This is a genomic window from Microbacterium sp. 70-16, from assembly GCF_001898315.1.
Classification (GTDB): Bacteria; Actinomycetota; Actinomycetes; order Actinomycetales; family Microbacteriaceae; genus Microbacterium.
In genome coordinates this window covers 197,043-218,475 of sequence record NZ_MKTQ01000008.1, presented here as the reverse complement: position 1 = coordinate 218,475, position 21,433 = coordinate 197,043, and the positions used below count along the sequence as shown (strand labels likewise).

Below are 21,433 nucleotides of genomic sequence, written 5' to 3'. Positions count from 1 at the left end.
CGGGCGGCAAGAGAGCCATTTGCGCTCCTCGAGCGGCGCCTCAGCCGAACAACCCCGCGCCGATGTACGAGCCGGCCTCCGCACCCGGCGGCACGGCCCAGATGCCCGATCCGATGTGGCGGACGTACTCGTTCATGAGGTCGGTCGACAGCGCGCGCTGCAGCGTGATGAACTGCTCGGGCGAGCGCTGGTAGGCGAGGAAGAACAGTCCCGCATCGAGCCGGCCCAGGTTCGTGTTGCCGTCGACGTAGTTGTACCCGCGCCGCAGGATGCGGATGCCGTCGTTGAAGTCGGGGTGCGCGAGGCGCACGTGACTGTGCGCATCGATCGCAGGGGATGCCGTCGCGGTGGATGCCGCGAAATCGGGTTCCGTCGTCTCGACGCCGCCCGACAGCGGCGCGCCTTCGCCCTTGTCGCGGCCGATGATGCGGTTCTGCTCCGACAGGCGCACACGGTCCCACGTCTCGATGAGCATCGCGATCTTGCGCGCGACCAGGTACGAGCCACCCGCCATCCACGCCGGCTCGTCGGAACCCGCGACCCACACGTGTGCGTCGAGGGCGGCCTGGTCGTCGGCGAGGATGTTCGCCGTCCCGTCCTTGAACCCGAACAGGTTCCGCGGCGTGGCCTGGTCGGATGTCGTCTTCGAGGTCTTGCCGAACCCCAGTTGCGACCAGCGCAGCCGTGCGCGGCCGAAGGCGATGCGGCTGAGGTTGCGCACGGCGTGCACGGCGACCTGCGGATCGTCGGCGCACGCCTGGATGAACAGGTCGCCGCCCGTCGCCTCGGGATCGAGGTCGTCGCCGAGGAACGCCGGCAGCTTCTGCAACGCCGCGGGCTGCTGCGCGGCGATGCCGTAGCGGTCGGTGCCGTCGTCGGCCACGAACAGCGTCGGCCCGAACCCGAACGTGATCGTCAGTCCGTTCGCGGCGAGACCGAGGGCTTCGCCGGTGTCGTCCGGCGGGGCTTCGGGCGATCCGCCGACGGCGCCCGACGCGCTGACGTCGAGCCCCTGGGACATGCGCGCAGCGGCATACGTCCAGTCCTGCAGCAGCTCGATGAGGTCGTCGCGGGTCGTCCGGGCCATCATGTCGAAGGACGCGAAGTGCAGGTGATCCTGCACGGGCGTCGTGATGCCGGCCTGATGCGTGCCGAAGAAGTCATAGACGGATGCCCCGCCGGACCCCGACTTCGCACGCCCGACAGCAACGCCCGCGGCGGCGCCCGCACCGGCGCCCAGGGCGAGCCCTGCCGCGCCGATGCCGGCGGCCAGACCCAGCAGGCCGCGCCGGCTCAGGCCGGGTACGCCGGATGCCGGCGGCACCTCCGCGGGGGAGACGTCGCCGGCATCCGTCTGGTCGTTCGTCATCACTCCAGGATGGCGGATGTCAGCTGCGACAGCGGCTCGGCCAGCGCGTTGATGAGGTCGGTGAGCTGGCGCTTGTCGTCGTCGGTGAGCTCGCTGTAGTTCACGAACCCGTCCGTCAGCGAGCCGTAGGTCGCGAGGGCCGCGTCGAGGTCGGCGTAGCCCTGCGCGATGTCGTCGGCGAGGGCCGCACCGTCATCGCCCTGCGCGACGGCGAAGTCCTCGACGAGCGAGAACGCCATCTTCGATCCTTCGACGTTGGCCGCGAAGTCCCACAGGTCGGTGCCGCTCCACCAGTCCTCCTCGCCGGAGATCTTGCCGGTCGCGACCTCGTCGAGCAGGCCGATCGCGCCGTTGGAGATACCCGCGATGCCCTGCGCCTCGAGCGTGTCGGTGAACTCCTGCGAGTGCACGTAGGTGTTGAGCTCGGCGACATCGGCGATGAGCTGGTCGCCGAACGCGGCGCGCTCCTCGGTCGTCGAGGGTGCCCAGTCCAACCACGCGCTCGCGCCGTCGGAGTTGAGGGCGTCGGCCGCGGGCTGCCACAGGTCCTTCTCGATGCGGTGGAAGCCGGTCCAGTCGAGGCCTTCGGCGACGGCATCCACTTCGCGGTAGTCGATGCGCGGGTCGAGGTCGCCGAGCGATTCGGCGACGGGCTCGATGCGCTCGTAGTACGCGCGGGTCAGCGGGAACTGCGCCTTCGCGGCGTCGTCGTCACCCGACTCGTAGGCCGCGACGAGCGCGTCGACGGCGGGCACGAGCTGCTCGACCTGGTCCTTCACGAACGCCGCGTACAGGTCGACGGCCTGCGTCTTCTGCTCGGCGTCGTCACCCGTCGCCTGGACCTTCTCACCCGTGACGGTGAAGGATGCCTTGCCGACGCCCTCGCCGACCATTCCCGGCTTGCACAGCGTGAAGTAGTCGCCCGGCTGTGCGACGACCGTGAGCGTGCGCGACGCGCCCGGAGCGATGTTCTCGACCTCGCCGACGATGCGGAGGCCGTCGTCAGCGAGCACGTAGAACTCGCTGATCTGCGAGCTCGAGTTGGTCACGTCGAACGCGAGCGTGCCGCTGGTCACGGACGCCGTCGACACGTCGCACGTGCTGTCGGTCGAGGTCACCGTGAGGGCGCCCGACGCGGCGATGTCGGCCTTGGCGACGCACCCGGCGAGGGCGAGGGCGGTGACGCCGAGCGCCGCGGTGGCGGCGAGGCTGCGGGGACGGATCATGCTGCTCCTTGCGTTTCTGGTGCGGAAGGTCCTGGTGTGGTGGAGGTGGACGTGGATGCCTCGGCGGGTGCTCCGGTGGCATCCGCCGCCGCCGCGGCGGTCGTCGTGGCATCTGGTGCCGCGGTCGCGCGGGCCGGCCGGCGCACCAGGCCGCGCACGAAGTAGGTACCGACGATGGCGATGTACAGGGCCCACGCGACGACCTGCAGCCAGCTCATCTGCGGCATGAAGCCGACGGTCGCCTGCAGCAGGACCGCGAGGGTCGAGGTCGGCGGGATCGCGGTGCGCACGTCGAACGCCCAGCCGAACGGGAAGGCCGACCAGCCTGTCGCGACGACGCCGGTGACGGGGTCGACGGGGGCGGCCGTCGTGAACGGGCCGGGGAGGGCAGCGGCCTCCTGCAGGTCTTGGATCGCGTAGGCGAGCACGCCCGCGGCGACGATCACGAGGAACCCGCCCGTCCACGCGAAGAAGGTGCGCAGGTCGATGCGGACCATGCCCCGCGCGAGCAACCAGCCGACCAGCGCCGCGACGGCAAGGCCCAGCAGGGCGCCGGTGAGGACCTCCGGCTTCGTGCCGAACGACTGCACCATCGACCACAGCAGCAGCGTCGTCTCGATGCCCTCGCGCGCGACCGACACGAACCCGATGGCCACAATCGCCCACAGGCCACCCTGCGCGAGAGCGCGGTCGATGCCACCCTCGAGCGAGCGCTTCATCGTGCGGCCGGTGCGCTGCATCCAGAAGATCATCCACGTGACCATGCCGACCGCGACCAGCGACAGCAGGCCGCCGATGAGCTCCTGCGCCTGGGAGGTCAGGGCGTAGGCGCCGAAGGTAAGGATCGCGCCGATGCCGACGGCGAGGGCGATGGCGAGGCCGACACCCGTCCAGAGCCGGGGGAGGACATCGCGGCGGCCGACGCGGGTGAGGTAGGCGACGAGGATGCCGACGACGAGCGCGGCCTCGAGGCCCTCGCGGAGGCCGATCAGGAAGGTGGCGAGCACGGCGGTGGATTTCAGGTCGAGGGGTGGGGCCGGTACCTCTGCCCCGTCGCAGTCCTCGGTCGCGCTGACCTCGCGGCCGCAACTTAGGTTAGGTGAACCTCACTAGCGGATCGACAGTACACCGAGGTGGCCGTGGCCGCCAACCCCGGCCCACGCACCCCGCGCCGTCACTCGGCGGCGTGGCGGTCGAGGAAGCCGTAGACCTCGCCGTCGTCGACGCCCGGGAAGGCGCCGCGCGGCAGCGGCGAGAACATCTGCATGTGCACGCGCGCACTCGGCCAGGCCTTGCCGTCCCAGCGGTGCGTCAACTCGGCATCCGGTCGGCGGCAGCACGACTCGTCGGGGCAGGTCGACACCGCGCGCTTCTGCGTCTCACGACCGCGGAACCACCGGGCGTCATCGAACGGCACGCCCACCGTGATCGAGAACTCGCCGTCGCCCGTCTTGCCGGTCTGACTCGAGCACCAGAACGTCCCCGCAGGGGTGTCGGTGTACTGGTAGTGCTCGGTCGTGCGGTTGCGCTCGCCGAAGGCCGACCGCGCGGCGAACTCGCGGCACACGATCTGGCCCTCGACCGAGCCCGTCACGTCCATCGGCAACGGGAGCTCGTCGTTCTCGTACACGCGGTTGATCGCGCCGGATCCGTCCACGCGCAGGAAGTGCAGGCGCGTGCCGAGGTGCTGCGTCAGCAGGTTCGTCATCCGCATGGCGGCGGCCTCGTGGGTCACACCGAACGCATCGCGGAAGTCCTCGACGGCGAGGTTGCGATCCTTCTTGGCTTGAGTCAGGAAGGCGACCGACGCGGTCTCGGGCATGAGGCAGCAGGCGGCGTAGTAGTTGATCTCGAGGCGCTGCTGCAGGAAGTCGGCGTAGTCGGTCGGAGGCGTGTGGCCGAGCAGGCGGTGCGCCATCGCCTGCAGCGCCATCGAGCGCAGGCCGTGTCCGCCGGGGATCGACGCCGGTGGCAGGTAGATGCGGCCGTTCTCGAGGTCGGTGACCGACCGCGCCGAATGCGGCAGATCATCGACGTAGATCAGCTCGAAGCCGAGCTGCTCGGCCATGACGCTCACCGAGCGGTGCGTGAGCGCGCCGCCGGTGTGCCCGGCCGCGCGCAACTGCTTCTCGGCGAGCTGCTCGATCTCGGGCAGGTAGTTGTTCCGCTCGCGCATGCGCAGGCGCAGCTCGGTGTTGGCGCGCCGCGCCTCTTCCGGGGTCGCGATGGCCTCGCGCTCGCGGCGCTGCAGCTCGCGGTGCAGGCCCAGCACCGCCTCGATCGTCTCGTCCGAGGTCGTCTTCGTGACGCGCACCGGCGGGATGCCCAAGCGTCGGAACACGGGGGATGCCTGCGCGCGCTCGAGGTCGAGCTCGAGCGCGGCTCGCCGGTTCGGCGGCTCGGGGGAGAGCAGGTCGGTGACATCCGTGCCGGTTGCATGGGCGATCGCCTGCAGCAAGGAGAGCTTGGGCTCGCGCTTGCCGTTCTCGATGAGGCTGAGCTGGCTGCCCGCGACGCCGACGACGGCGCCGAGTTCATCCAGCGTCATCCCGCGGGACACGCGGCGATGGCGGATGCGGTGACCGAGTGTGGACAGCTCGATCGCGGAGGGAGTCATTCCTTGATGATAGCGAAAGAAACATGATTCTTGACGCCACGGATCTCGATAAGTGGGCGTGATACCGGCGCAAAGTGGAGCCAGACCATCCGATGAAGGAGCTGACATGGCCATCGCCGACCTTTTCACCCGCACCATCGCCGTCCCCGGATCGGGCACCGCACAGCCGAAGCCCACCTTCGGGGCTCGCCCCACGCTCGCCGGCACCGGCCTGCAGGAGCTGTATGCGTGGGTCGACGAGATCGCCGCGCTGACGCAGCCCGACAGCATCCACTGGGTCGACGGGTCGCGCGCTGAGAACGAGGCGCTGCTGCGCCAGCAGGTCGACGAGGGCAAGCTCATCAAGCTCAACCCCGAATGGCGGCCCGGTTCGTACCTCGCCCGCTCGCACCCGAGCGACGTCGCCCGCACCGAGGCGCGCACCTTCATCGCCTCCGAGCGTGAAGCCGATGCCGGTCCCACCAATAACTGGGCCCAGCCCGCCGAGATGCGCGCGACCCTCACGCCCCTGTTCGCCGGCTCGATGAAGGGCCGAACGATGTACGTCGTGCCGTTCTCGATGGGCGCGATCGGCGGTCCGCTGTCGCACATCGGCGTGCAGATCACCGACTCCGCCTACGCCGTCACCTCGATCGGCATCATGACCCGCGTCGGCACGGCCGTGCTCGAGCAGATCGCCGCGGGCAAGCCCTGGGTTAAGACGGTGCACTCGGTCGGCGCGCCGCTCGAGCCCGGCCAGCAGGATGCCCCGTGGCCCTACAACGACGAGAAGTACATCGTGCACTTCCCCGAGACGCTCGAGGTCTGGTCGTACGGTTCGGGCTACGGCGGCAACGCAATCCTCGCGAAGAAGTGCTTCGCGCTGCGCATCGCCTCGGTCATCGGCCGCGATGAGGGCTGGCTCGCCGAGCACATGCTGCTCATCCGCGTCATCTCCCCCGAGGGCAAGGCGTACCACCTGGCTGCGGCGTTCCCGTCGGCGTGTGGCAAGACGAACCTCGCGATGCTGCGGCCGACGATCCCCGGCTGGCGCGTCGAGACCCTCGGCGACGACATCGCGTGGCTGCGTCCCGGTGAGGACGGGCGGCTGTGGGCGATCAACCCCGAAGCGGGCTTCTTCGGCGTCGCGCCGGGCACCGGCGAGTCGACGAACGTCACGGCCGTCGAGACGCTCTGGGGCAACACGATCTTCACGAACGTCGCGCTGCGCCCCGACGGTGACGTGTGGTGGGAGGGGCTGACCGACGACATCCCCGCCGAGCTCACCGATTGGGAGGGCAACCCCTGGACGCCCGCGTCCGGCCGCCCCGCGGCGCACCCGAACTCGCGGTTCACGGTGGCTGCTGCCCAGTGCCCGCAGATCGCCTCCGACTGGGACACCCCGGAGGGCGTGCCCCTCGATGGCATCCTGTTCGGTGGTCGTCGCGCGACCAACGTGCCGCTCGTCGTCGAGGCGACCGACTGGACGCACGGGGTCTTCCTCGGGTCGAACATCTCGTCCGAGCGCACGGCTGCCGCTGAGGGCACCGTCGGCGAGCTGCGCCGTGACCCGTTCGCCATGCTGCCGTTCTGCGGCTACAACATGGCCGACTACTTCGGACACTGGCTCAAGGTCGGGCAGCAGCTGCGGTTCGACCGCGCGCCGCGCGTGTTCCAGGTCAACTGGTTCCGCAAGGGCAGCGACGGGCGGTTCCTGTGGCCCGGGTTCGGCGACAACTCGCGCGTCATCGACTGGATCATCCGCCGCATCGAGGGCAAGGTCTCGGCCGTCGACAGCGCGATCGGCCGACTGCCGCACACGAGCGACCTCAACCTCGACGGCATCGACGTTCCGCAGGACGACCTGGATGCCCTCTTCGAGATCGACCCCGCGCTGTGGCTGCAGGAGACCGACCTCACGGAGGAGTTCTACCGCACCTTCGACGGCAAGGTCCCCGCGGCCCTGTACGCCGAGCTCGCCGCCCTGCGCTACCGCCTGAAGGCCGCCACCGCCTGAGGGCCGCTACCGCCTGAGGGCTTCCATGTCCCACTTATCGCAGACCATGTCCCAAAGAGCGCTGGTGTAAGGCCCTCAAAACAGCATCTTTTGGGACATGGTTCTGCGGGCGGGGCGGGGCGGCGCGCCTCAGACGAGCAGCTGGTGGCGGGCGAGGTCGCGGTAGAGCGGAACGGTCTCGACGAGCTCAGCGTGCGTGCCGCGTCCGATGACCTCGCCGCGGTCGAGCACGATGATCAGGTCGCTGTCGACGACGGTCGACAGGCGGTGCGCGATCACGATGAGCGTGCGGCCGGCGGCCACAGCGTCGATCGCCTCGCGCATGCGCTGTTCGTTCAGGCCGTCCAGCGACGAGGTCGACTCGTCGAGCAGCAGCACCGGGGGAGCGGCCAGCAGTGCCCGCGCGATCGCGAGCCGCTGGCGCTCGCCGCCCGAGAGCATGACGCCGGCTTCGCCGACGGGGGCATCGAGCCCGAGGGGTGACCGCTCGAGCACCTCGCCGAGGTTCACGGCGCGCAGGACGCGTTCGCATGCGGCGTCGGATGCCTCGGGAGACGCGAGCCGCAGGTTGTCGCCGATCGTGCCGGCGAGCGTCGGGGCATCCTGCTCGACATAGCCGAGCTGGGCACGCAACCGGGCACGGTCGACCGTGCGCACGTCGACGCCGTCGACGAGGATCGCGCCCTCGGTCGGGTCGTAGAACCGCTCGATGAGGGCGAGCGTCGTCGACTTGCCGGCTCCCGACGGCCCGACGATCGCGACGCGCGCACCGCGCGGCACGCGGAACGAGACGCCGCGCAGCACATCACCGGTGCGCTCCGAGTCGCGGTCGACGTCGACCGTGGCATCCGCATGCACTTCGGCCAGCAGCGCTGCGGCCTCGGTCTCGCTGCGCTGGCGCGCGGCGACGACGCTCTGCGGGTACGCGAAATGCACGTCGCGGAACTCGATCGCCGTGTCGACGCCGACGATGCCGGTGTCGGTGGCGCGGATCGAGGTGGCGACCTCGGCGTCGCACGCCGTCTCGGTCGGCAGATCGAGGATCTCCTGGATGCGGCCGAGCGCTCCGAGGGCCTGGTTGACCGACGTGATCGCGCCGAAGAATGAGCCGAGCGGCTGCACGAGGAAGAACAGGAACATCACGAAGGTCACGAGCTGTGCGATCGAGATGGCGCCGGATGCCACGCGGAACCCGCCGACGCCGAGCACCACCAGCAGCGAGAGCTGTAGTGCGATGCCGGCGATCGGCACGACGAACGCGGATGCCTTGGCGACCTGCACGCCCGACTCGTACGCGCGGCGCGCGGTGTACTCGATCGCCGACTCCTCGCGGCCGGAGGCGCCGGCCGCACGGATCGTGCGGATCGAGCCCACGGCACGCTCGACGCCGGATGCCAGCTCACCCACGCGCTCCTGTTGCGCCGTGGTCGCCTGGCGGATGCGCCCCGACAGCACGCCGACGACGGCGACCGACAATCCCACGACGATGAGGATCAGCACGAGCAGCACGGGATCGATGATCAGCATCGCGATGACGGCGCCGGCGAAGATGAGGACGCTGCCGATCGAGTCCGCGAGGCCCTGCGTGAGCACGGCGTAGAGCAGCGTCGTGTCGGTGCCGACGCGCGAGACGAGGTCGCCGGTGCGGCGCGCGTCGTACTCCTGCACAGGCAGGTGCAGCAGCTGCGCGATGAGGCGTCGGCGGCTCGAGAAGACGACCGCCGTGCCGGTGCGCTGCAGCAGGAAGTGCTGGATGCCGCTGACGAGCGACCCGACGATCACGAGCGCGACCAGCACCCACACGAGATTGCCGAGCGGCACGTTCGTCTGCACGCGCTCGATGACCTGGCCGACCAGCAGCGGCTGGGCGAGCGTCGCGCCGGCGGCGAGGATGCTCAGGACCGCGACGGCGACGAGCACGCGCTTGTGCTCGAAGATGAACGGCAGCAACTGGCGGAGGCTTGCGCGCGGGCCGTCGTCCTTCGTGGGGCGACGTCGGCGTGAGGCGGTGGGTGTGGACATGTGGTGCGTCCTCTTTCGGTAACCCTCCCATCTTCCTCCTCTCTCGCTGGGAGGCGTGTCGGAGGGCGGCGCTAGGGTTGTTCGGTGCCTCAACCCGTGATCGCTGCGAAGAACCTCGTCAAGGCCTACAAGATGAAGGGCAAGCCCGACTTCGTCGCCGTCGACGGGCTGAGCTTCGAGGTCGCACCGGGCGAGTCGTTCGGTCTGCTGGGCCCGAACGGGGCGGGCAAGTCCACGACGATGAAGATGATCGGCGCTGTCTCCACGCGCTCGGGCGGCGAGCTGAGCATCCTGGGTCTGGATCCCGACCGCTACGGCCCCGAGATCCGCTCGCGGCTCGGCGTCGTGCCGCAGCAGGACAACCTGGACGGCGAGCTCAACGCGCGCGAGAACCTCTACATCTACGGCCGCTACTTCGGTCTGCCCGGCAAGGTGTGCCACCAGAAGGCTGACGAGTTACTGGCGTTCGCGCAGCTCGAAGACAAGGCCAAGAGCAAGGTCGATCAGCTCTCCGGCGGCATGAAGCGCCGCCTCACGATCGCCCGCGGACTCATCAACGACCCCCGCATCCTGCTGCTGGACGAGCCGACGACGGGCCTCGACCCGCAGGCGCGGCACGTGCTATGGGACCGCCTGTTCCGCCTCAAAGAGCGCGGCACGACCCTCGTGCTCACGACGCACTACATGGACGAGGCCGAGCAACTGTGCGATCGCCTCATCGTCGTCGACAAGGGCCGCATCATGGCCGAGGGGACCCCCGCGTCGCTCATCCGCGAGCACTCCAGCCGCGAGGTGCTCGAGGTGCGGTTCGGCTCCGACCGCAACCAGGCGGCCGCCGCGCACCTGCAGGGCATCGGCGACCGTGTCGAGATCCTGCCCGACCGGGTGCTGATCTACGCCGCCGACGGCGAGGCAGCGCTTGAGCGCGTCAGCGCGGCGGGGCTGCAGCCGCTCACGAGCCTCGTCCGCCGCTCGTCGCTCGAGGACGTCTTCCTGCGCCTGACCGGAAGGTCGCTGATCGAATGAGCACTCCGAAGACGGATGCCACGGCGCACCCCTCGCTCGATGAGCTGCGCGCCGAAGCGATGGCGTGGGGGCGCAAGCCGCGCCGACACGGCAGCTGGTACGTCACCGAGCACATGGTCCGCGCGATGCGCGCGTACGGCTGGACGATCATCGTCGGTGCCGTCGGGCAGCCGATCCTCTACCTGCTGGGTCTGGCGGTCGGTCTCGCCGCGCTCATCACGGTGCCGATAGTCGACCACGGCCAGCAGGTCACCTACCTCATGTTCGTCGCGCCCGCGCTGCTGGCGACGGCGACCATCTCGGTCGCGAGCGAAGAGATGACCTACCCCGTCATGGCCGGGTTCAAGTGGCGTCGCTACTTCTACGGGTTCAACGCGTCGCCGCTGTCGAGCCCCCAGATCGCGAACGGGGTCATCGCGGGCGCCGCTGCACGCATGCTCGTGGCATCCGCCGCCTATTACCTCATCGTGTGGCTGCTGCCGTTCGGCGCCGTCCCGCACCCCGAGACGGGCTGGATCGCGATCTTCGTCGGGGTTCTGGCTGGTCTCGCGTTCGGCATCCCGCTGATGGCGTATGCGGGCTCGATCGAAGACGACAAGGGCCAGTTCGCGCTCGTGCAGCGCTTCATATTCATGCCGATGTTCCTGTTCTCGGGCACGTTCTATCCGCTGGCGACCCTGCCGGGCTGGCTGCAGTGGATCGGCTGGATCTCGCCGCTGTGGCACGGTGCCGAGCTGGGCCGGGTCGTCACCTACGGCGCACCGATCGCGCCCGGCATGATCGTCGTGCACGTGGCCTATCTCGTCGTCCTCGCCGGCATCGGCTATCTGTGGGGGCGGCGCGTGTTCATCGAGAGGCTTGCGAAGTGACCGGGGTCGAGGCGACCGAGCAGTCGGTACACGCCGGCGCGCGTCGCGGCGGCGTCCGCGCACTGTGGGCGGGAAACCCCGGAGCCGTCGTGCAGCGGGGGCTCATCGCGGCGCGTTCGTCGAGCTGGGCGGTCGTGCTGTCGGGCTTCTTCGAGCCCGTCTTCTACCTCGCGTCGATGGGCATCGGCCTGGGCAGCCTCATCGGCGACGTGCAGACCTCGTCGGGGGTCGAGGTCTCATACGCCGCCTTCATCGCGCCGGCGCTGCTGGCCGTGTCGGCGATGAACGGCGCGATCTACGACTCGACGTGGAACGTCTTCTTCAAGCTCAACTACGGCAAGCTCTACGAGGGCATGCTGGCGACCTCGCTCGGCCCGCTCGATGTCGCGCTCGGCGAGATCCTCTACGCGCTGCTGCGCGGCCTCGCGTATGCGACCGGATTCATGATCATCATGCAGGCGCTGGGGCTGAACCTCGCGCCGACGGCGATCCTGGCGCTGCCCGCCGTCATGCTGATCGCGTTCGGGTTCGCGAGCCTCGGCATGGCTGTCACGAGCTACATGAAGACCTTCCAGCAGATGGACTGCATCAACTTCGTGCTGCTGCCGATGTTCCTGTTCTCGGCGACGTTCTACCCGATCACCGTGTATCCGGAGTGGGTGCAGCAGATCGTCATGGCACTGCCGCTGTGGCACGGCGTCGAACTCGTGCGGGGCCTGACGACGGGCATCCTGAGCGCCGACATGCTGTGGCACGTGCTTTACTACGTCGTCATGATCGCGATCGGACTCGTCTTCACGACGAAACGGCTGCGCGCGCTCTTCTTGGATTGACCTGAGAGAACAGATGAGAACGGCGGATGCCGCGGAGTCTCGCACTCCGCGGCATCCGCCGTTTCTGGTCTCGCGTTACAGCGACGCGGTCTCGCCCATACCGAGGTTCGTGTCGTAGTCGACGTCCTTGGTCTCCTTCGACAGGGCCAGCGCGATGAGCGTCAGCACGGCCGAGCCCGTGAGGTACACGCCGACGAGCCACGGCTCGCCGCCGGCGGCGGCCCACAGCGCCACCGCGACGATGGGCGCGAGGGCGGCGCCGAGGATCGACGACACGTTGTACGAGATCGCCGACCCGGTGTAGCGCACGTTCGTCGGGAAGAGTTCGGGCAGCACCGCGCCCATCGGGCCGAAGGTCGCGCCCATCAGCATGAAGCCGATGATGAGGAAGCCCTGCACGAGGGCGCCGGTGAACTTGGGGTCGACCTGTGGCAGCAGGAACGCGTTGAACAGCAGGCCGAACACGGCGATCGCGGCGGTGATCCACAGCAGCAGCTTGCGGCGCCCGATCGCATCGGCGAGCGGGCCGGACAGCAGCGTGAAGATGCCGAAGAACACGACTCCGATGATCTGCATGATGACGAAGTCGGTGTAGCCGAAGCCGAGGCCCGCGACGTAGGTGCTCGGGTCGAAGGCCGTGCCGGCCGTCTCGGCCGCCTGCTGTGCCGTCTCGAGCGTCGCCTTCGTGCCGTACGAGAGGGTGAAGCTCGTCATCAGGTAGAACAGCACGTACGTGGCCAGCATGATGAACGTGCCCAGGATGAGGTTCTTCCAGTTGGTGCGGATGACCTCGCCGAGCGGGAACTTGCGGATCGCGCCCTTCGCCTCGGCCTTGACGAACGTCTCAGACTCGACGAGCTTCAGACGCACCCACAGGCCGATGATGACCATGACGGCCGAGAACAGGAACGGCACGCGCCAGCCCCACTCCAAGAACGCCTCGGAGCGCTGCGCGGGGCCGTCCGGGTGCGGCAGGGCGAAGTTGATCACGAGGAAGATCGTGTTGGCGATGATGAACCCGATCGGGGCACCCAGCTGCGGGAACGTGCCGTACCAGGCGCGCTTGCCCTTCGGGGCGTTCTCGGTTGCGACCAGGGCCGCGCCCGACCATTCGCCGCCGAGCGCGAAGCCCTGGAACAGGCGCAGGACGAGCAGCAGCAGCGCCGCCCACCACCCGATGTCGTGGTACGTCGGCAGGCATCCGATGAGGAACGTCGCGACGCCCATCGTGAGCAGAGATGCCACGAGCGTGGCCTTGCGGCCGAACCGGTCGCCGAAGTGGCCGAAGACGACGGCGCCGATGGGGCGGGCGACCATCGCGGCGCCGAAGACGGCGAACGACGACAGCAGTGCGGTCGTGTCATCGCCGGTCGGGAAGAACAGGACGGGGAAGACGAGAACGGCCGCGGTCGCGTAGACGTAGAAGTCGTAGAACTCGATCGTCGTGCCGATGAGGCTGGCGGTGATGACGCGCGAGCGGGGATTGGCGGGCGCAGTGGGCGCCACGGATGCAGTGGACATACGGGGAGGGACTACCTGTCGATGAATCGTCGAGGGTCCTCGTGGGACGCGCCGGTGGGAGGCGTCCGGGGCAGGGGTTGTGCGACGGGCGCCACAGCATAGGGGGCACCGGGGCGCCGGCAGAGTCCCGGCGCACAAACGTTCAGTCTACTCCGCGGGCGCGCGGTGGGGCGAGTGCGGGTCGCATTCGGGCGTCGCCCGGGGTCACGCGGTGGCGCGGCTCAGCGCCAGAGGACGGCGATACCCGCGTTGACGAGGGTCAGGATGCCCACCGACCAGAACAGCGCCGGCGCGACCGATCCGCTCTTGCGCTGGCGACTCGTGCCGATGCCCAGCAGGGCGCCGATCGCGAGCAGCACGACGAGCTTGGTGCCGAGCTTCGCGTAGTTGAGGCTGCCGTCGATGCCCCACGGAGCGGCCAGCGCGAGGCCGGCGACGGCGGCGATGACCATGCCCCAGCTCATGAGGCGCGTGAAGCGGCGCTGGCCGAACGCTTCGACGACCCAGGCGCCGAAGAGCACGGCGAACCCGACGAGGTGGACGAGGACGACGGCGTGACGCAGGATCTCCATACCCTCAGGCTACCTGAAGGCGTGCGTGCGTGGGGCGCCGCGCCTCGTGCGCCCGCGAACGCGAGCCGGGGTGAGCCGGGGCGCGCCGGGTCAGCCGCGCAGCTCGCGCAGCAGCAGCGCGGTGCGCAGCGCGGCATCGGCCGCTTCCGCGCCCTTGTCTTCCTTCGAGCCGGGCAGTCCCGCACGGTCGAGGCCCTGCTGCTCGTCGTCCAGGGTCAGCACGCCGAACCCGACGGGCTTGCCGGTGTCGAGCGCGACGCGGGTGAGGCCATCGGTCGCGGCCGACGAGACGAACTCGAAGTGCGGGGTGCCGCCGCGGATGATCACGCCGAGCGCGACCACGGCGTCGGCGCCCGACTCCAGCGCAGCCTTCGCCGCGACCGGAAGCTCGAACGAGCCGGGCACACGTACGAGTCGCCACGAGGCATCCGCCGCGTCGAGCACCCGTCCGGCGCCCGCGATCAGGCCGTCCGTGATGACGTCGTGCCACAGACCCGCGATCACGACGACGCGCAGGCCCGTCGCGTCGATGGGCAGGGTCTCGGGGGCTCCGTGGCCGCTCATGCGTGCTCCTCCGTGCTGTGCGCGAGCGCCGCGTCGAGCGCGTCCGCGTCGATGATGTGCCCCATGCGGTCGCGCTTGGTGGCGAGGTACTGGTGGTTGTTCGCGCCGACGCCGACGAGCAGCGGAACCTGCTCGACGATGTCGAGACCGAGTTCGCGCAGCTGGTTGACCTTGTCGGTGTTGTTCGTCAGCAGACGGATCTTCTCGACGCCGAGGTCGGCGAGGATGCCCGCCGCCGCGGCGTAGTCGCGCGCGTCGGCCGGCAGGCCCAGCGCCAGGTTGGCGTCGACGGTGTCCATCCCGCGCTCTTGCAGGCTGTACGCGCGCAGCTTGTTGATGAGGCCGATGCCGCGACCCTCATGACCGCGCATGTAGATGACGACGCCACCATCCTGCTCGATGGAGTCCAGCGCGGCGTCCAGCTGCGGCCCGCACTCGCACTTGAGCGAGCCGAACGCCTCGCCGGTCAGGCACTCCGAGTGCACGCGCACCAGCGGAGCTTCTTCGGTGAGATCGCCCGAGACGACCGCGATGTGGTCGGTGCCGGTCACGCGGTCCTTGTACGCGAGGAAGCGGAAGTGCCCGTGCGAGGTCGGCACATGCGCCTCGGCGCGCAGGCTCACGCGGCGACGGGCCGGGTGCTCGGCGGGTGCGGCGTGGTCGCCGGTCGCCGTGTCGAGCCCGTCGAGGTACTCGATGAGCTGCTCGATCGTGATGACCGGGATGCCTTCGCGCTCGCCCATCTCGAGAAGACCCGGCAACCGCATCATCGAGCCGTCCTCGGCGACGACCTCGCCGATCGCGGCGACCGGCTGCAGTCCCGCGAGCTTCATGAGCTCGACGCCTGCTTCGGTGTGGCCGGCGCGCTCGCGCACGCCCCCGTCGACGGCGCGCAGCGGCAGCACATGCCCGGGGCGGATGACCGATGCCGGCGTGGATGCCGGGTCGGCGAGCACGTTCAGGGTGTGCGAGCGGTCGGTCGCGCTGATGCCGGTCGAGACGCGATCGGCGGCGTCCACGCTCACGGTGTAGGCCGTGCCGCGGGCATCCTCGTTGACCGCCACCATGGGCGGCAGGTCGAGACGGTCGGCCCAGTCGGCGGGCATCGGCGCGCAGAGGAACCCGCTGGACCATCGGATCGTCCAGGCGAGCCATTCGGGCGTCGCGAGCTGGGCCGACAGGATGATGTCGCCCTCGTTCTCGCGGTTCTCATCGTCGGCGACGATGACCGGTCGCCCTGCGCGCAGCGCGTCGAGGGCCTCGGGGATGGTGGCAAGGCTCATCGTGAGCCTCCTTCGTTGATGGTGGTGAATGCGAGAAGGCGCTGGACGTGCCGCGCCAGGATGTCGGTCTCGAGGTTGACGCGGTCGCCGACCGTGCGGGCGCCGAGGGTCGTGACCTCGAGGGTCTCCGGGATGAGCGACACTTCGAACCAGTCGGTGGTCCCCGAGCCTGTCGAGGGGCTGGTCCCCGAGGTCGTCGAGGTGGCCCCCGAGCTTGTCGAGGGGCCGGCCGGCGACACGGCGCTGACCGTGAGCGACACCCCGTCGACGGTGATCGAGCCCTTGTCGACGACGAGGGGCGCGAGCTCGCGCGGCATCCGGAACCGGATCACCTGCCACTGCGCGCCCGGGCGCACCTCGAGCACTTCGCCGGTGCCGTCGACGTGGCCCTGCACGATGTGTCCGCCGAGTCGCGTGTGCGACGAGACGGCGCGCTCGACATTGACGGGCGAGCCCTCGGTCAGTTCGCCGAGCGTCGACATGTCCAGCGTCTGGCGCATGACGTCGGCGGTGAACCAGTCGTCGCCCTGATCGACGACCGTCAGGCATACGCCGCTGATCGAGATCGAGTCGCCCTGGTGCGCGTCTGAGACGGCGAGCGGGGCGTGCACGGTCAGCCGCACGCCGTCGCCCGAGGGGGCGATGGCGGTGACGGTGCCGCGCTCTTCGATGATTCCCGTGAACATGTCAGGCAGTCCTTTCCGGTGTGGCGATGATCAGCAGGTCGTCGCCGAGGCGCTCGATCGCGGCGATGTCGAGGCGACGCTGCTGCGCGATCGTCTCGACGCCGAGCATGCGCACGGCGGGGTGATCGGTGCCGTCCGGGCCGTAGCCGATCAGGGTCGGGGCGAGGTAGACGAGCACCTCGTCGGCGAGACCCGCACGCAGGAACGCGCTCGCGATCGTCGGCCCGCCCTCGACGAAGACGCGCTGCACACCGGCGTCGCGCAGTTCGACCAGCAGCGAGTCTGCGAGCGCGTCGCCCTCGTGCTCGGCGAAGAGGTTGGCGCCCGAGCGCTGCAGCAGTGCGCGTGGATGCCGGCGGACGGCCGCCTGCTCGGGGACGATGCGATCGCCCAGCACGACGGGCATCGGCTGGTGTTCGAACAGGGTGCCGTCGGCACGGCGCGCGGTGAGCGCGGGGTCGTCGGCGAGCACCGTGCCGATGCCGGCGACGATGGCATCCGCTTCGCTGCGGCGACGGTGCACGTCGGCGCGGGCGTCGGGTCCGGTGATCCACTGGCTGGTGCCGTCGGATGCCGCGGCGCGCCCGTCGAGCGACTGCGCCCACTTGACCGTGACGTGCGGGCGGCCGAGGCGCTGCACGGTCAGCCACGACTCCAGCAGTGCCGCGCCCTCGTCCGCGAGCAGACCCGACTCGACGTCGACGCCTGCCGCGCGCAGGTGCGCGCCGCCCCCGCCCGAGGCGGCGCCGGGGTCGTCGACGGCGTACACGACGCGTGCGATGCCGGCTTCCAGCAGCGCCTGCGCGCACGGGCCCGTGCGTCCGGTGTGGTTGCACGGCTCGAGCGTCACGACGGCGGTCGCGCCGCGCACGGCATCCGGTGACATCTGCGAGAGCGCGTCGACCTCGGCGTGCGGTGTGCCGGCCCCGCGGTGCCAGCCTTCGGCGAGCGTGTCGCCGGCGGGCGAGAGGATGACGGCGCCGACCTGCGGGTTGACCCCGCGGGGCCCGTTCCGCGCCAGCGTCAGCGCGCGGCGCATCGCCTGCTGTTCGCGTTCGGTGGCGGCCATCCCTCGTCCTCAGATCAGGTTCCGGGGATCGGCAGGCGCCGCGGGCGGGGAGGCGCCGTGCGCCCACCGCTCGTGCTGCCTCCCATCCGGACTAGCGATCAACCCATTCGAGTTGCGTCGCATCACCGTCGGTCCCGGAATTCCACCAGGTCAACCCTCGCAATCGTTGCCGACCGCGCGGGCTCGCGGACTGTCACCGCCGGTTCGGATTCACACCGACCCCGGAGCACGTTGTACTGCTCTCCATCTTAGTCAACGCACTCGCGCGTATTTCATTCCGTATCCCCAGCGGGCCTGTGCCCGTCGCGGGCCGGGACGTCTGCCATACCGATTAGCCTGGAAGCGGAGAGAAGGAGTGGGATGCCTGAGCAGCCGCAGCACCGCGCACTGCGCGACCGTCCGTTCGCCGACGTGCTGATCATCGGCGGCGGGATCAACGGCATCGCGACCTTCCGCGACCTGGCTCTGCAGGGCGTCGATGTCGCCCTCGTCGAGCGGGACGACTTCATCAGCGGTGCGTCCGCGGCTTCCAGCCACATGATCCACGGCGGCATCCGCTACCTCGAGAACGGCGAGTTCCGCCTCGTGCACGAAGCCGTCACCGAGCGCAACGCCCTGCTGAAGACGGCCCCGCACTTCGTGCGCCCGCTGCAGACCACGATCCCGATCTACTCGACGTTCTCGGGTGTGCTGTCGGCGCCGCTGCGGTTCCTGCGCCACGGCGCCGGCAAGCCGCGCGAGCGCGGAGCGGCCCTCATCAAGATCGGCCTGGTCATCTACGACTCGTTCTCACGCGGCGGCGGGCTGTTCGGCGCGGGCATGGCGGGCCACACGGTTCCGCGGCACGCGTTCCACGGCCGCAAGCGCTCGCTGCAGCAGCTGCCGAGCCTCAACCCGCGCGTGAAGTACACGGCGACATACTGGGATGCCTCGCTGCGCGACCCCGAGCGTCTCGCCGGTGACGTCCTGCGCGACGGGCTGCGCGACGGGCGCGTGGCCGGTGACGACCGCAGTGCTGACCGCGCACGCGCCGCGAACTACACGACGGCCGTCGGCGCCGACGACGGCGCGATCGTGTTGCGCGATGTGGCGGGGGAGTACCGGTTCACGGCATCCGTCGTCGTCAACGCCTCGGGCCCCTGGACCGACCTGACCAACGAAGCACTCGGCGACCCCAGCCGGTTCATGGGCGGCACGAAGGGGTCGCACATCGTGCTCGACCACCCCGAGCTGCTGGCGGCGGCGGGCGGTCGCGAGCTGTTCTTCGAGCACTCCGACGGCCGCATCGTGCTCATCTACCCGCTCAAGGGTCGGGTGCTCGTCGGGACGACCGACCTCGAGCACGACATGCGCGAGCCCGTGGTGTGCACGGAAGAAGAGGTCGACTACTTCTTCGACCTGATCGGGCATGTCTTCCCCGAGATCGTGGTCGACCGCTCGCAGATCGTGTTCCGGTTCTCGGGCGTCCGCCCGCTGCCCGGCCATGGTGGCACCGCGCCCGGGTTCGTCTCGCGCGACTACCGCATCGAGGCGCAAGAGCTGCCCGGCACGGTCGCGGCGACCGTGCTGAGCCTCGTCGGCGGAAAGTGGACGACGTTCCGCGCCTCCGCCGCCCACCTCGCCGACCGCGCGCTCGAGCAGCTCGCGCGGCCGCGCACCCGCAGCACGAAGGGCCTGCCGATCGGCGGCGGCGCGGGGTATCCGACGAGCGAGCGCGCGCGTCGCCAGTGGCTTGCCCCCTATGCCGACCGCGTCGGTCTCGAGCGCGCGGCGCGCCTGCTCGACCGGTACGGCACCGTCGCGGCATCCGTCATCGACGCGATCGAGCTCGACGCCGCCGACGCGCCGCTGTCGAGCCTGCCCGACTACAGCACGGGCGAACTGCGGCACCTCGCGTCGACTGAGCAGGTCGTCCACCTCGACGACCTGCTGCTGCGCCGCACCTCGATCGCGTTCACGGGCTCGGCGACGCCGGCCGTCGTCGCCGAGGTCGGCGAGGCCGTCGCCGGGGTGCTCGGGTGGGATGCCCCGGCTGTCGCCGCCGAGGTCGAGCGCGCGCTCGCGAAGGTGCACGCGGCCGAGCCCGCGGTGCCGACTGCCGCGCCGGGCATTGCGGCCGCGCCGGGCGCTGCGGACGACGCGTCGGTGGCAGAAGCGCCGTCCGCGGTAGCGTGATCAGGCGGGTGCGCGCGGCGCGCGGCGCTGCGCCGTCCGAGAAGCTCAAGGAGGAGACGTGCCACACCATGTGATCGCGGTGGACCAGGGCACGACCTCGACCCGGGCGATCATCTTCGACGCGGCGGCGCAGATCGTCGGCACGGCACAGCGCGAGCACGAGCAGATCTTCCCGCGCGCGGGTCGCGTCGAGCACGACCCGGTCGAGATCTGGACGAACACGCAGTGGGTCATCGCGCACGTCCTCTCTGAGGCACAGCTGACGGCCGCCGACATCGCCGCGGTCGGCGTCACCAACCAACGCGAGACCGCGATCGTGTGGGACCGTCGCACGGGGCAGCCGATCCACAATGCGCTCGTCTGGCAGGACACCCGCACGCAGCCGCGCATCGACCGGCTGATCGCACAGCGCGGCGTGGATGCCTTCGCCGAGACCACCGGACTGCCGCTGGCGACCTACTTCTCCGCGTCGAAGATCGCCTGGATCCTCGACCACGTCGACGGGGCGCGCGAGGCCGCGGCATCCGGCGATCTGCTGTTCGGCACACCCGACACGTGGATCGTGTGGAACCTCACCGGCGGCGTCGACGGCGGCATCCACATCACCGACGTGACCAACGCGTCGCGGACGCTGCTGATGGATCTGCGCACCCTCGACTGGTCAGACGAGCTGCTCGAGGTGTGGGGCATCCCGCGCGCGATGCTGCCCGAGATCCGCTCGTCGTCCGAGGTCTTCGGCGCGGTGCGCTCACCCGGTGAGCTCGAGGGTGTGCCGATCGCGGGGATCCTCGGCGATCAGCAGGCGGCGACGTTCGGGCAGACCGCCTTCGACGCGGGCGAGTCGAAGAACACGTACGGCACCGGCAACTTCCTGCTCGTGGGGACCGGCACCGACATCGTGCGCTCGAAGGCGGGCCTCATCACCACGGTCGCGTACCGGCTGCGCGACGCGCCCGCGCACTACGCTCTGGAGGGCTCGATCGCCGTCACGGGATCGCTCGTGCAGTGGCTGCGCGACAACCTCGGGATCATCAGGTCGTCGGAAGAGGTCGAAGAGCTCGCCGCTTCGGTCGACGACAACGGCGGCGCGTATTTCGTGCCCGCGTTCTCGGGCCTGTTCGCGCCGTATTGGCGGCCGGAGGCGCGCGGCGCGCTGGTCGGCATGACGCGTTACGTGACGAAGGCGCACATCGCGCGGGCGGCGCTCGAGGCGACGGCGTTCCAGTCGCGCGATGTCATCGAGGCGGTCGTGGCCGATGCCGGGCGCGCGCTCAGCGAGCTGCGCGTGGACGGCGGGATGACCCGCAACGCGCTGCTCATGCAGTTTCAGGCGGACATCCTCGGGATCCCGGTCGTGCGGCCGCAGATCGTCGAGACGACCGCGCTCGGAGCCGCGTACGCGGCAGGTCTCGCAGTCGGGGTGTGGTCGGGACTCGACGAGCTGCGTGCGCACTGGCGCGAGGATGCGCGATTCGAGCCCGGCATGAGCGCCGACGAGCGCCGCCGCCGGTACCGCCAGTGGAAGAAGGCCGTCGGCAAGTCGATCGACTGGGTCGACGACGACGCCCGCATCCTCATGGGCACCACCGACTGACCTCTGGGGCC

The 21,433-nt window shown here is 70.1% G+C and carries 17 protein-coding genes; 6 read left to right on the top strand and 11 right to left on the bottom strand.

All coding sequences use genetic code 11. The annotated features are described in order from the left end of the window. Positions 1-40: 40 nt before the first annotated feature. The 4 genes from efeB to BGO46_RS01475 all read right to left on the bottom strand — a co-directional run bounded on the left by efeB (position 41) and on the right by BGO46_RS01475 (position 5,212). Entirely contained in the window at positions 41-1,369 is a 1,329-nt protein-coding gene (gene efeB, locus BGO46_RS01490) for an iron uptake transporter deferrochelatase/peroxidase subunit (RefSeq protein WP_292674310.1), read from the bottom strand. Further along, a complete protein-coding gene (gene efeO / locus BGO46_RS01485) occupies positions 1,369-2,595 on the bottom strand; it encodes an iron uptake system protein EfeO (protein ID WP_292674312.1) in 1,227 nt (408 codons plus the stop codon). Before efeO ends, efeB begins: the two co-directional genes overlap by 1 nt. Then, the gene (efeU, locus tag BGO46_RS01480) at positions 2,592-3,602 is read right to left on the bottom strand and encodes an iron uptake transporter permease EfeU (protein WP_292674315.1); all 1,011 of its coding nucleotides are present in this window, start codon (positions 3,600-3,602) and stop codon (positions 2,592-2,594) included. Before efeU ends, efeO begins: the two co-directional genes overlap by 4 nt. A gap of 167 nt (positions 3,603-3,769) precedes the next feature. After that, positions 3,770-5,212 (bottom strand): XRE family transcriptional regulator, encoded by a 1,443-nt coding sequence (locus BGO46_RS01475; protein WP_292674318.1) that lies wholly within the window; start codon positions 5,210-5,212, stop codon positions 3,770-3,772. Positions 5,213-5,318: 106 nt separating this feature from the next. Between BGO46_RS01475 and BGO46_RS01470 the strand changes: the two genes are divergently transcribed. Beyond that, positions 5,319-7,208, top strand: coding sequence for a phosphoenolpyruvate carboxykinase (GTP) (locus BGO46_RS01470; protein WP_292674321.1), 1,890 nt, complete (start codon positions 5,319-5,321; stop codon positions 7,206-7,208). A 129-nt stretch (positions 7,209-7,337) separates the two neighbouring features. Here the strand turns inward: BGO46_RS01470 and BGO46_RS01465 are convergent, their stop codons facing one another. Beyond that, positions 7,338-9,230, bottom strand: coding sequence for an ABC transporter ATP-binding protein (locus BGO46_RS01465; protein ID WP_292674324.1), 1,893 nt, complete (start codon positions 9,228-9,230; stop codon positions 7,338-7,340). Positions 9,231-9,314: 84 nt separating this feature from the next. On the opposite strand from BGO46_RS01465, the gene BGO46_RS01460 reads away from it, so the two are divergent. Genes BGO46_RS01460 through BGO46_RS01450 form a run of 3 tightly spaced genes read left to right on the top strand, consistent with a single transcriptional unit; the run spans position 9,315 to position 11,958 of the window. Continuing rightward, positions 9,315-10,256: an ABC transporter ATP-binding protein gene (locus BGO46_RS01460; protein WP_292674327.1), complete on the top strand. Its 942-nt coding sequence runs from the start codon at positions 9,315-9,317 to the stop codon at positions 10,254-10,256. Beyond that, the gene (locus BGO46_RS01455) at positions 10,253-11,125 is read left to right on the top strand and encodes an ABC transporter permease (protein ID WP_292674330.1); all 873 of its coding nucleotides are present in this window, start codon (positions 10,253-10,255) and stop codon (positions 11,123-11,125) included. The genes BGO46_RS01460 and BGO46_RS01455 overlap by 4 nt, the downstream gene beginning before the upstream one ends. Continuing rightward, positions 11,122-11,958, top strand: coding sequence for an ABC transporter permease (locus tag BGO46_RS01450; protein ID WP_292674332.1), 837 nt, complete (start codon positions 11,122-11,124; stop codon positions 11,956-11,958). The genes BGO46_RS01455 and BGO46_RS01450 overlap by 4 nt, the downstream gene beginning before the upstream one ends. 75 nt (positions 11,959-12,033) lie before the next feature. On the opposite strand, the gene BGO46_RS01445 is transcribed toward BGO46_RS01450, so the two are convergent. The 6 genes from BGO46_RS01445 to ribD form a co-directional block, all read right to left on the bottom strand. Next, positions 12,034-13,479 carry an MFS transporter gene (locus BGO46_RS01445; RefSeq protein ID WP_292674335.1) on the bottom strand — a complete coding sequence of 482 codons (1,446 nt, stop codon included), beginning with the start codon at positions 13,477-13,479 and terminating at the stop codon, positions 12,034-12,036. 221 nt (positions 13,480-13,700) lie between these two features. Then, the gene (locus tag BGO46_RS01440) at positions 13,701-14,051 is read right to left on the bottom strand and encodes a Fe-S protein (protein WP_292674338.1); all 351 of its coding nucleotides are present in this window, start codon (positions 14,049-14,051) and stop codon (positions 13,701-13,703) included. A gap of 90 nt (positions 14,052-14,141) precedes the next feature. Further along, entirely contained in the window at positions 14,142-14,615 is a 474-nt protein-coding gene (gene ribH / locus BGO46_RS01435; RefSeq protein WP_292674343.1) for a 6,7-dimethyl-8-ribityllumazine synthase, read from the bottom strand. Next, positions 14,612-15,898, bottom strand: a complete 1,287-nt coding sequence (gene ribA / locus BGO46_RS01430) for a GTP cyclohydrolase II (RefSeq protein WP_292674346.1) — start codon at positions 15,896-15,898, stop codon at positions 14,612-14,614. Before ribA ends, ribH begins: the two co-directional genes overlap by 4 nt. After that, complete coding sequence (locus BGO46_RS01425; protein ID WP_292674350.1) at positions 15,895-16,584, bottom strand: riboflavin synthase; 690 nt, start codon at positions 16,582-16,584, stop codon at positions 15,895-15,897. The genes ribA and BGO46_RS01425 overlap by 4 nt, the downstream gene beginning before the upstream one ends. Position 16,585: 1 nt before the next feature. Next, positions 16,586-17,653, bottom strand: a complete 1,068-nt coding sequence (gene ribD / locus BGO46_RS01420; RefSeq protein WP_292674353.1) for a bifunctional diaminohydroxyphosphoribosylaminopyrimidine deaminase/5-amino-6-(5-phosphoribosylamino)uracil reductase RibD — start codon at positions 17,651-17,653, stop codon at positions 16,586-16,588. A gap of 360 nt (positions 17,654-18,013) precedes the next feature. Between ribD and BGO46_RS01415 the strand changes: the two genes are divergently transcribed. Together BGO46_RS01415 and glpK are read left to right on the top strand one after the other, a co-directional pair. After that, positions 18,014-19,828 (top strand): glycerol-3-phosphate dehydrogenase/oxidase, encoded by a 1,815-nt coding sequence (locus tag BGO46_RS01415; protein ID WP_292674355.1) that lies wholly within the window; start codon positions 18,014-18,016, stop codon positions 19,826-19,828. A 58-nt stretch (positions 19,829-19,886) separates the two neighbouring features. Further along, the gene (glpK, locus tag BGO46_RS01410) at positions 19,887-21,422 is read left to right on the top strand and encodes a glycerol kinase GlpK (protein ID WP_292674358.1); all 1,536 of its coding nucleotides are present in this window, start codon (positions 19,887-19,889) and stop codon (positions 21,420-21,422) included. Positions 21,423-21,433: the final 11 nt, after the last annotated feature.

Excerpts from the sequence above, each read along its gene's own strand:
- efeB (WP_292674310.1), bottom strand. The coding sequence starts at position 1,369 with ATGACGAACGACCAGACGGATGCCGGCGACGTCTCCCCCGCGGAGGTG.
- efeO (WP_292674312.1), bottom strand. The coding sequence starts at position 2,595 with ATGATCCGTCCCCGCAGCCTCGCCGCCACCGCGGCGCTCGGCGTCACC.
- BGO46_RS01475 (WP_292674318.1), bottom strand. The coding sequence starts at position 5,212 with ATGACTCCCTCCGCGATCGAGCTGTCCACACTCGGTCACCGCATCCGC.
- BGO46_RS01470 (WP_292674321.1), top strand. The coding sequence starts at position 5,319 with ATGGCCATCGCCGACCTTTTCACCCGCACCATCGCCGTCCCCGGATCG.
- BGO46_RS01465 (WP_292674324.1), bottom strand. The coding sequence starts at position 9,230 with ATGTCCACACCCACCGCCTCACGCCGACGTCGCCCCACGAAGGACGAC.
- BGO46_RS01455 (WP_292674330.1), top strand. The coding sequence starts at position 10,253 with ATGAGCACTCCGAAGACGGATGCCACGGCGCACCCCTCGCTCGATGAG.
- BGO46_RS01445 (WP_292674335.1), bottom strand. The coding sequence starts at position 13,479 with ATGTCCACTGCATCCGTGGCGCCCACTGCGCCCGCCAATCCCCGCTCG.
- BGO46_RS01440 (WP_292674338.1), bottom strand. The coding sequence starts at position 14,051 with ATGGAGATCCTGCGTCACGCCGTCGTCCTCGTCCACCTCGTCGGGTTC.
- ribH (WP_292674343.1), bottom strand. The coding sequence starts at position 14,615 with ATGAGCGGCCACGGAGCCCCCGAGACCCTGCCCATCGACGCGACGGGC.
- ribA (WP_292674346.1), bottom strand. The coding sequence starts at position 15,898 with ATGAGCCTTGCCACCATCCCCGAGGCCCTCGACGCGCTGCGCGCAGGG.
- BGO46_RS01425 (WP_292674350.1), bottom strand. The coding sequence starts at position 16,584 with ATGTTCACGGGAATCATCGAAGAGCGCGGCACCGTCACCGCCATCGCC.
- ribD (WP_292674353.1), bottom strand. The coding sequence starts at position 17,653 with ATGGCCGCCACCGAACGCGAACAGCAGGCGATGCGCCGCGCGCTGACG.
- BGO46_RS01415 (WP_292674355.1), top strand. The coding sequence starts at position 18,014 with ATGCCTGAGCAGCCGCAGCACCGCGCACTGCGCGACCGTCCGTTCGCC.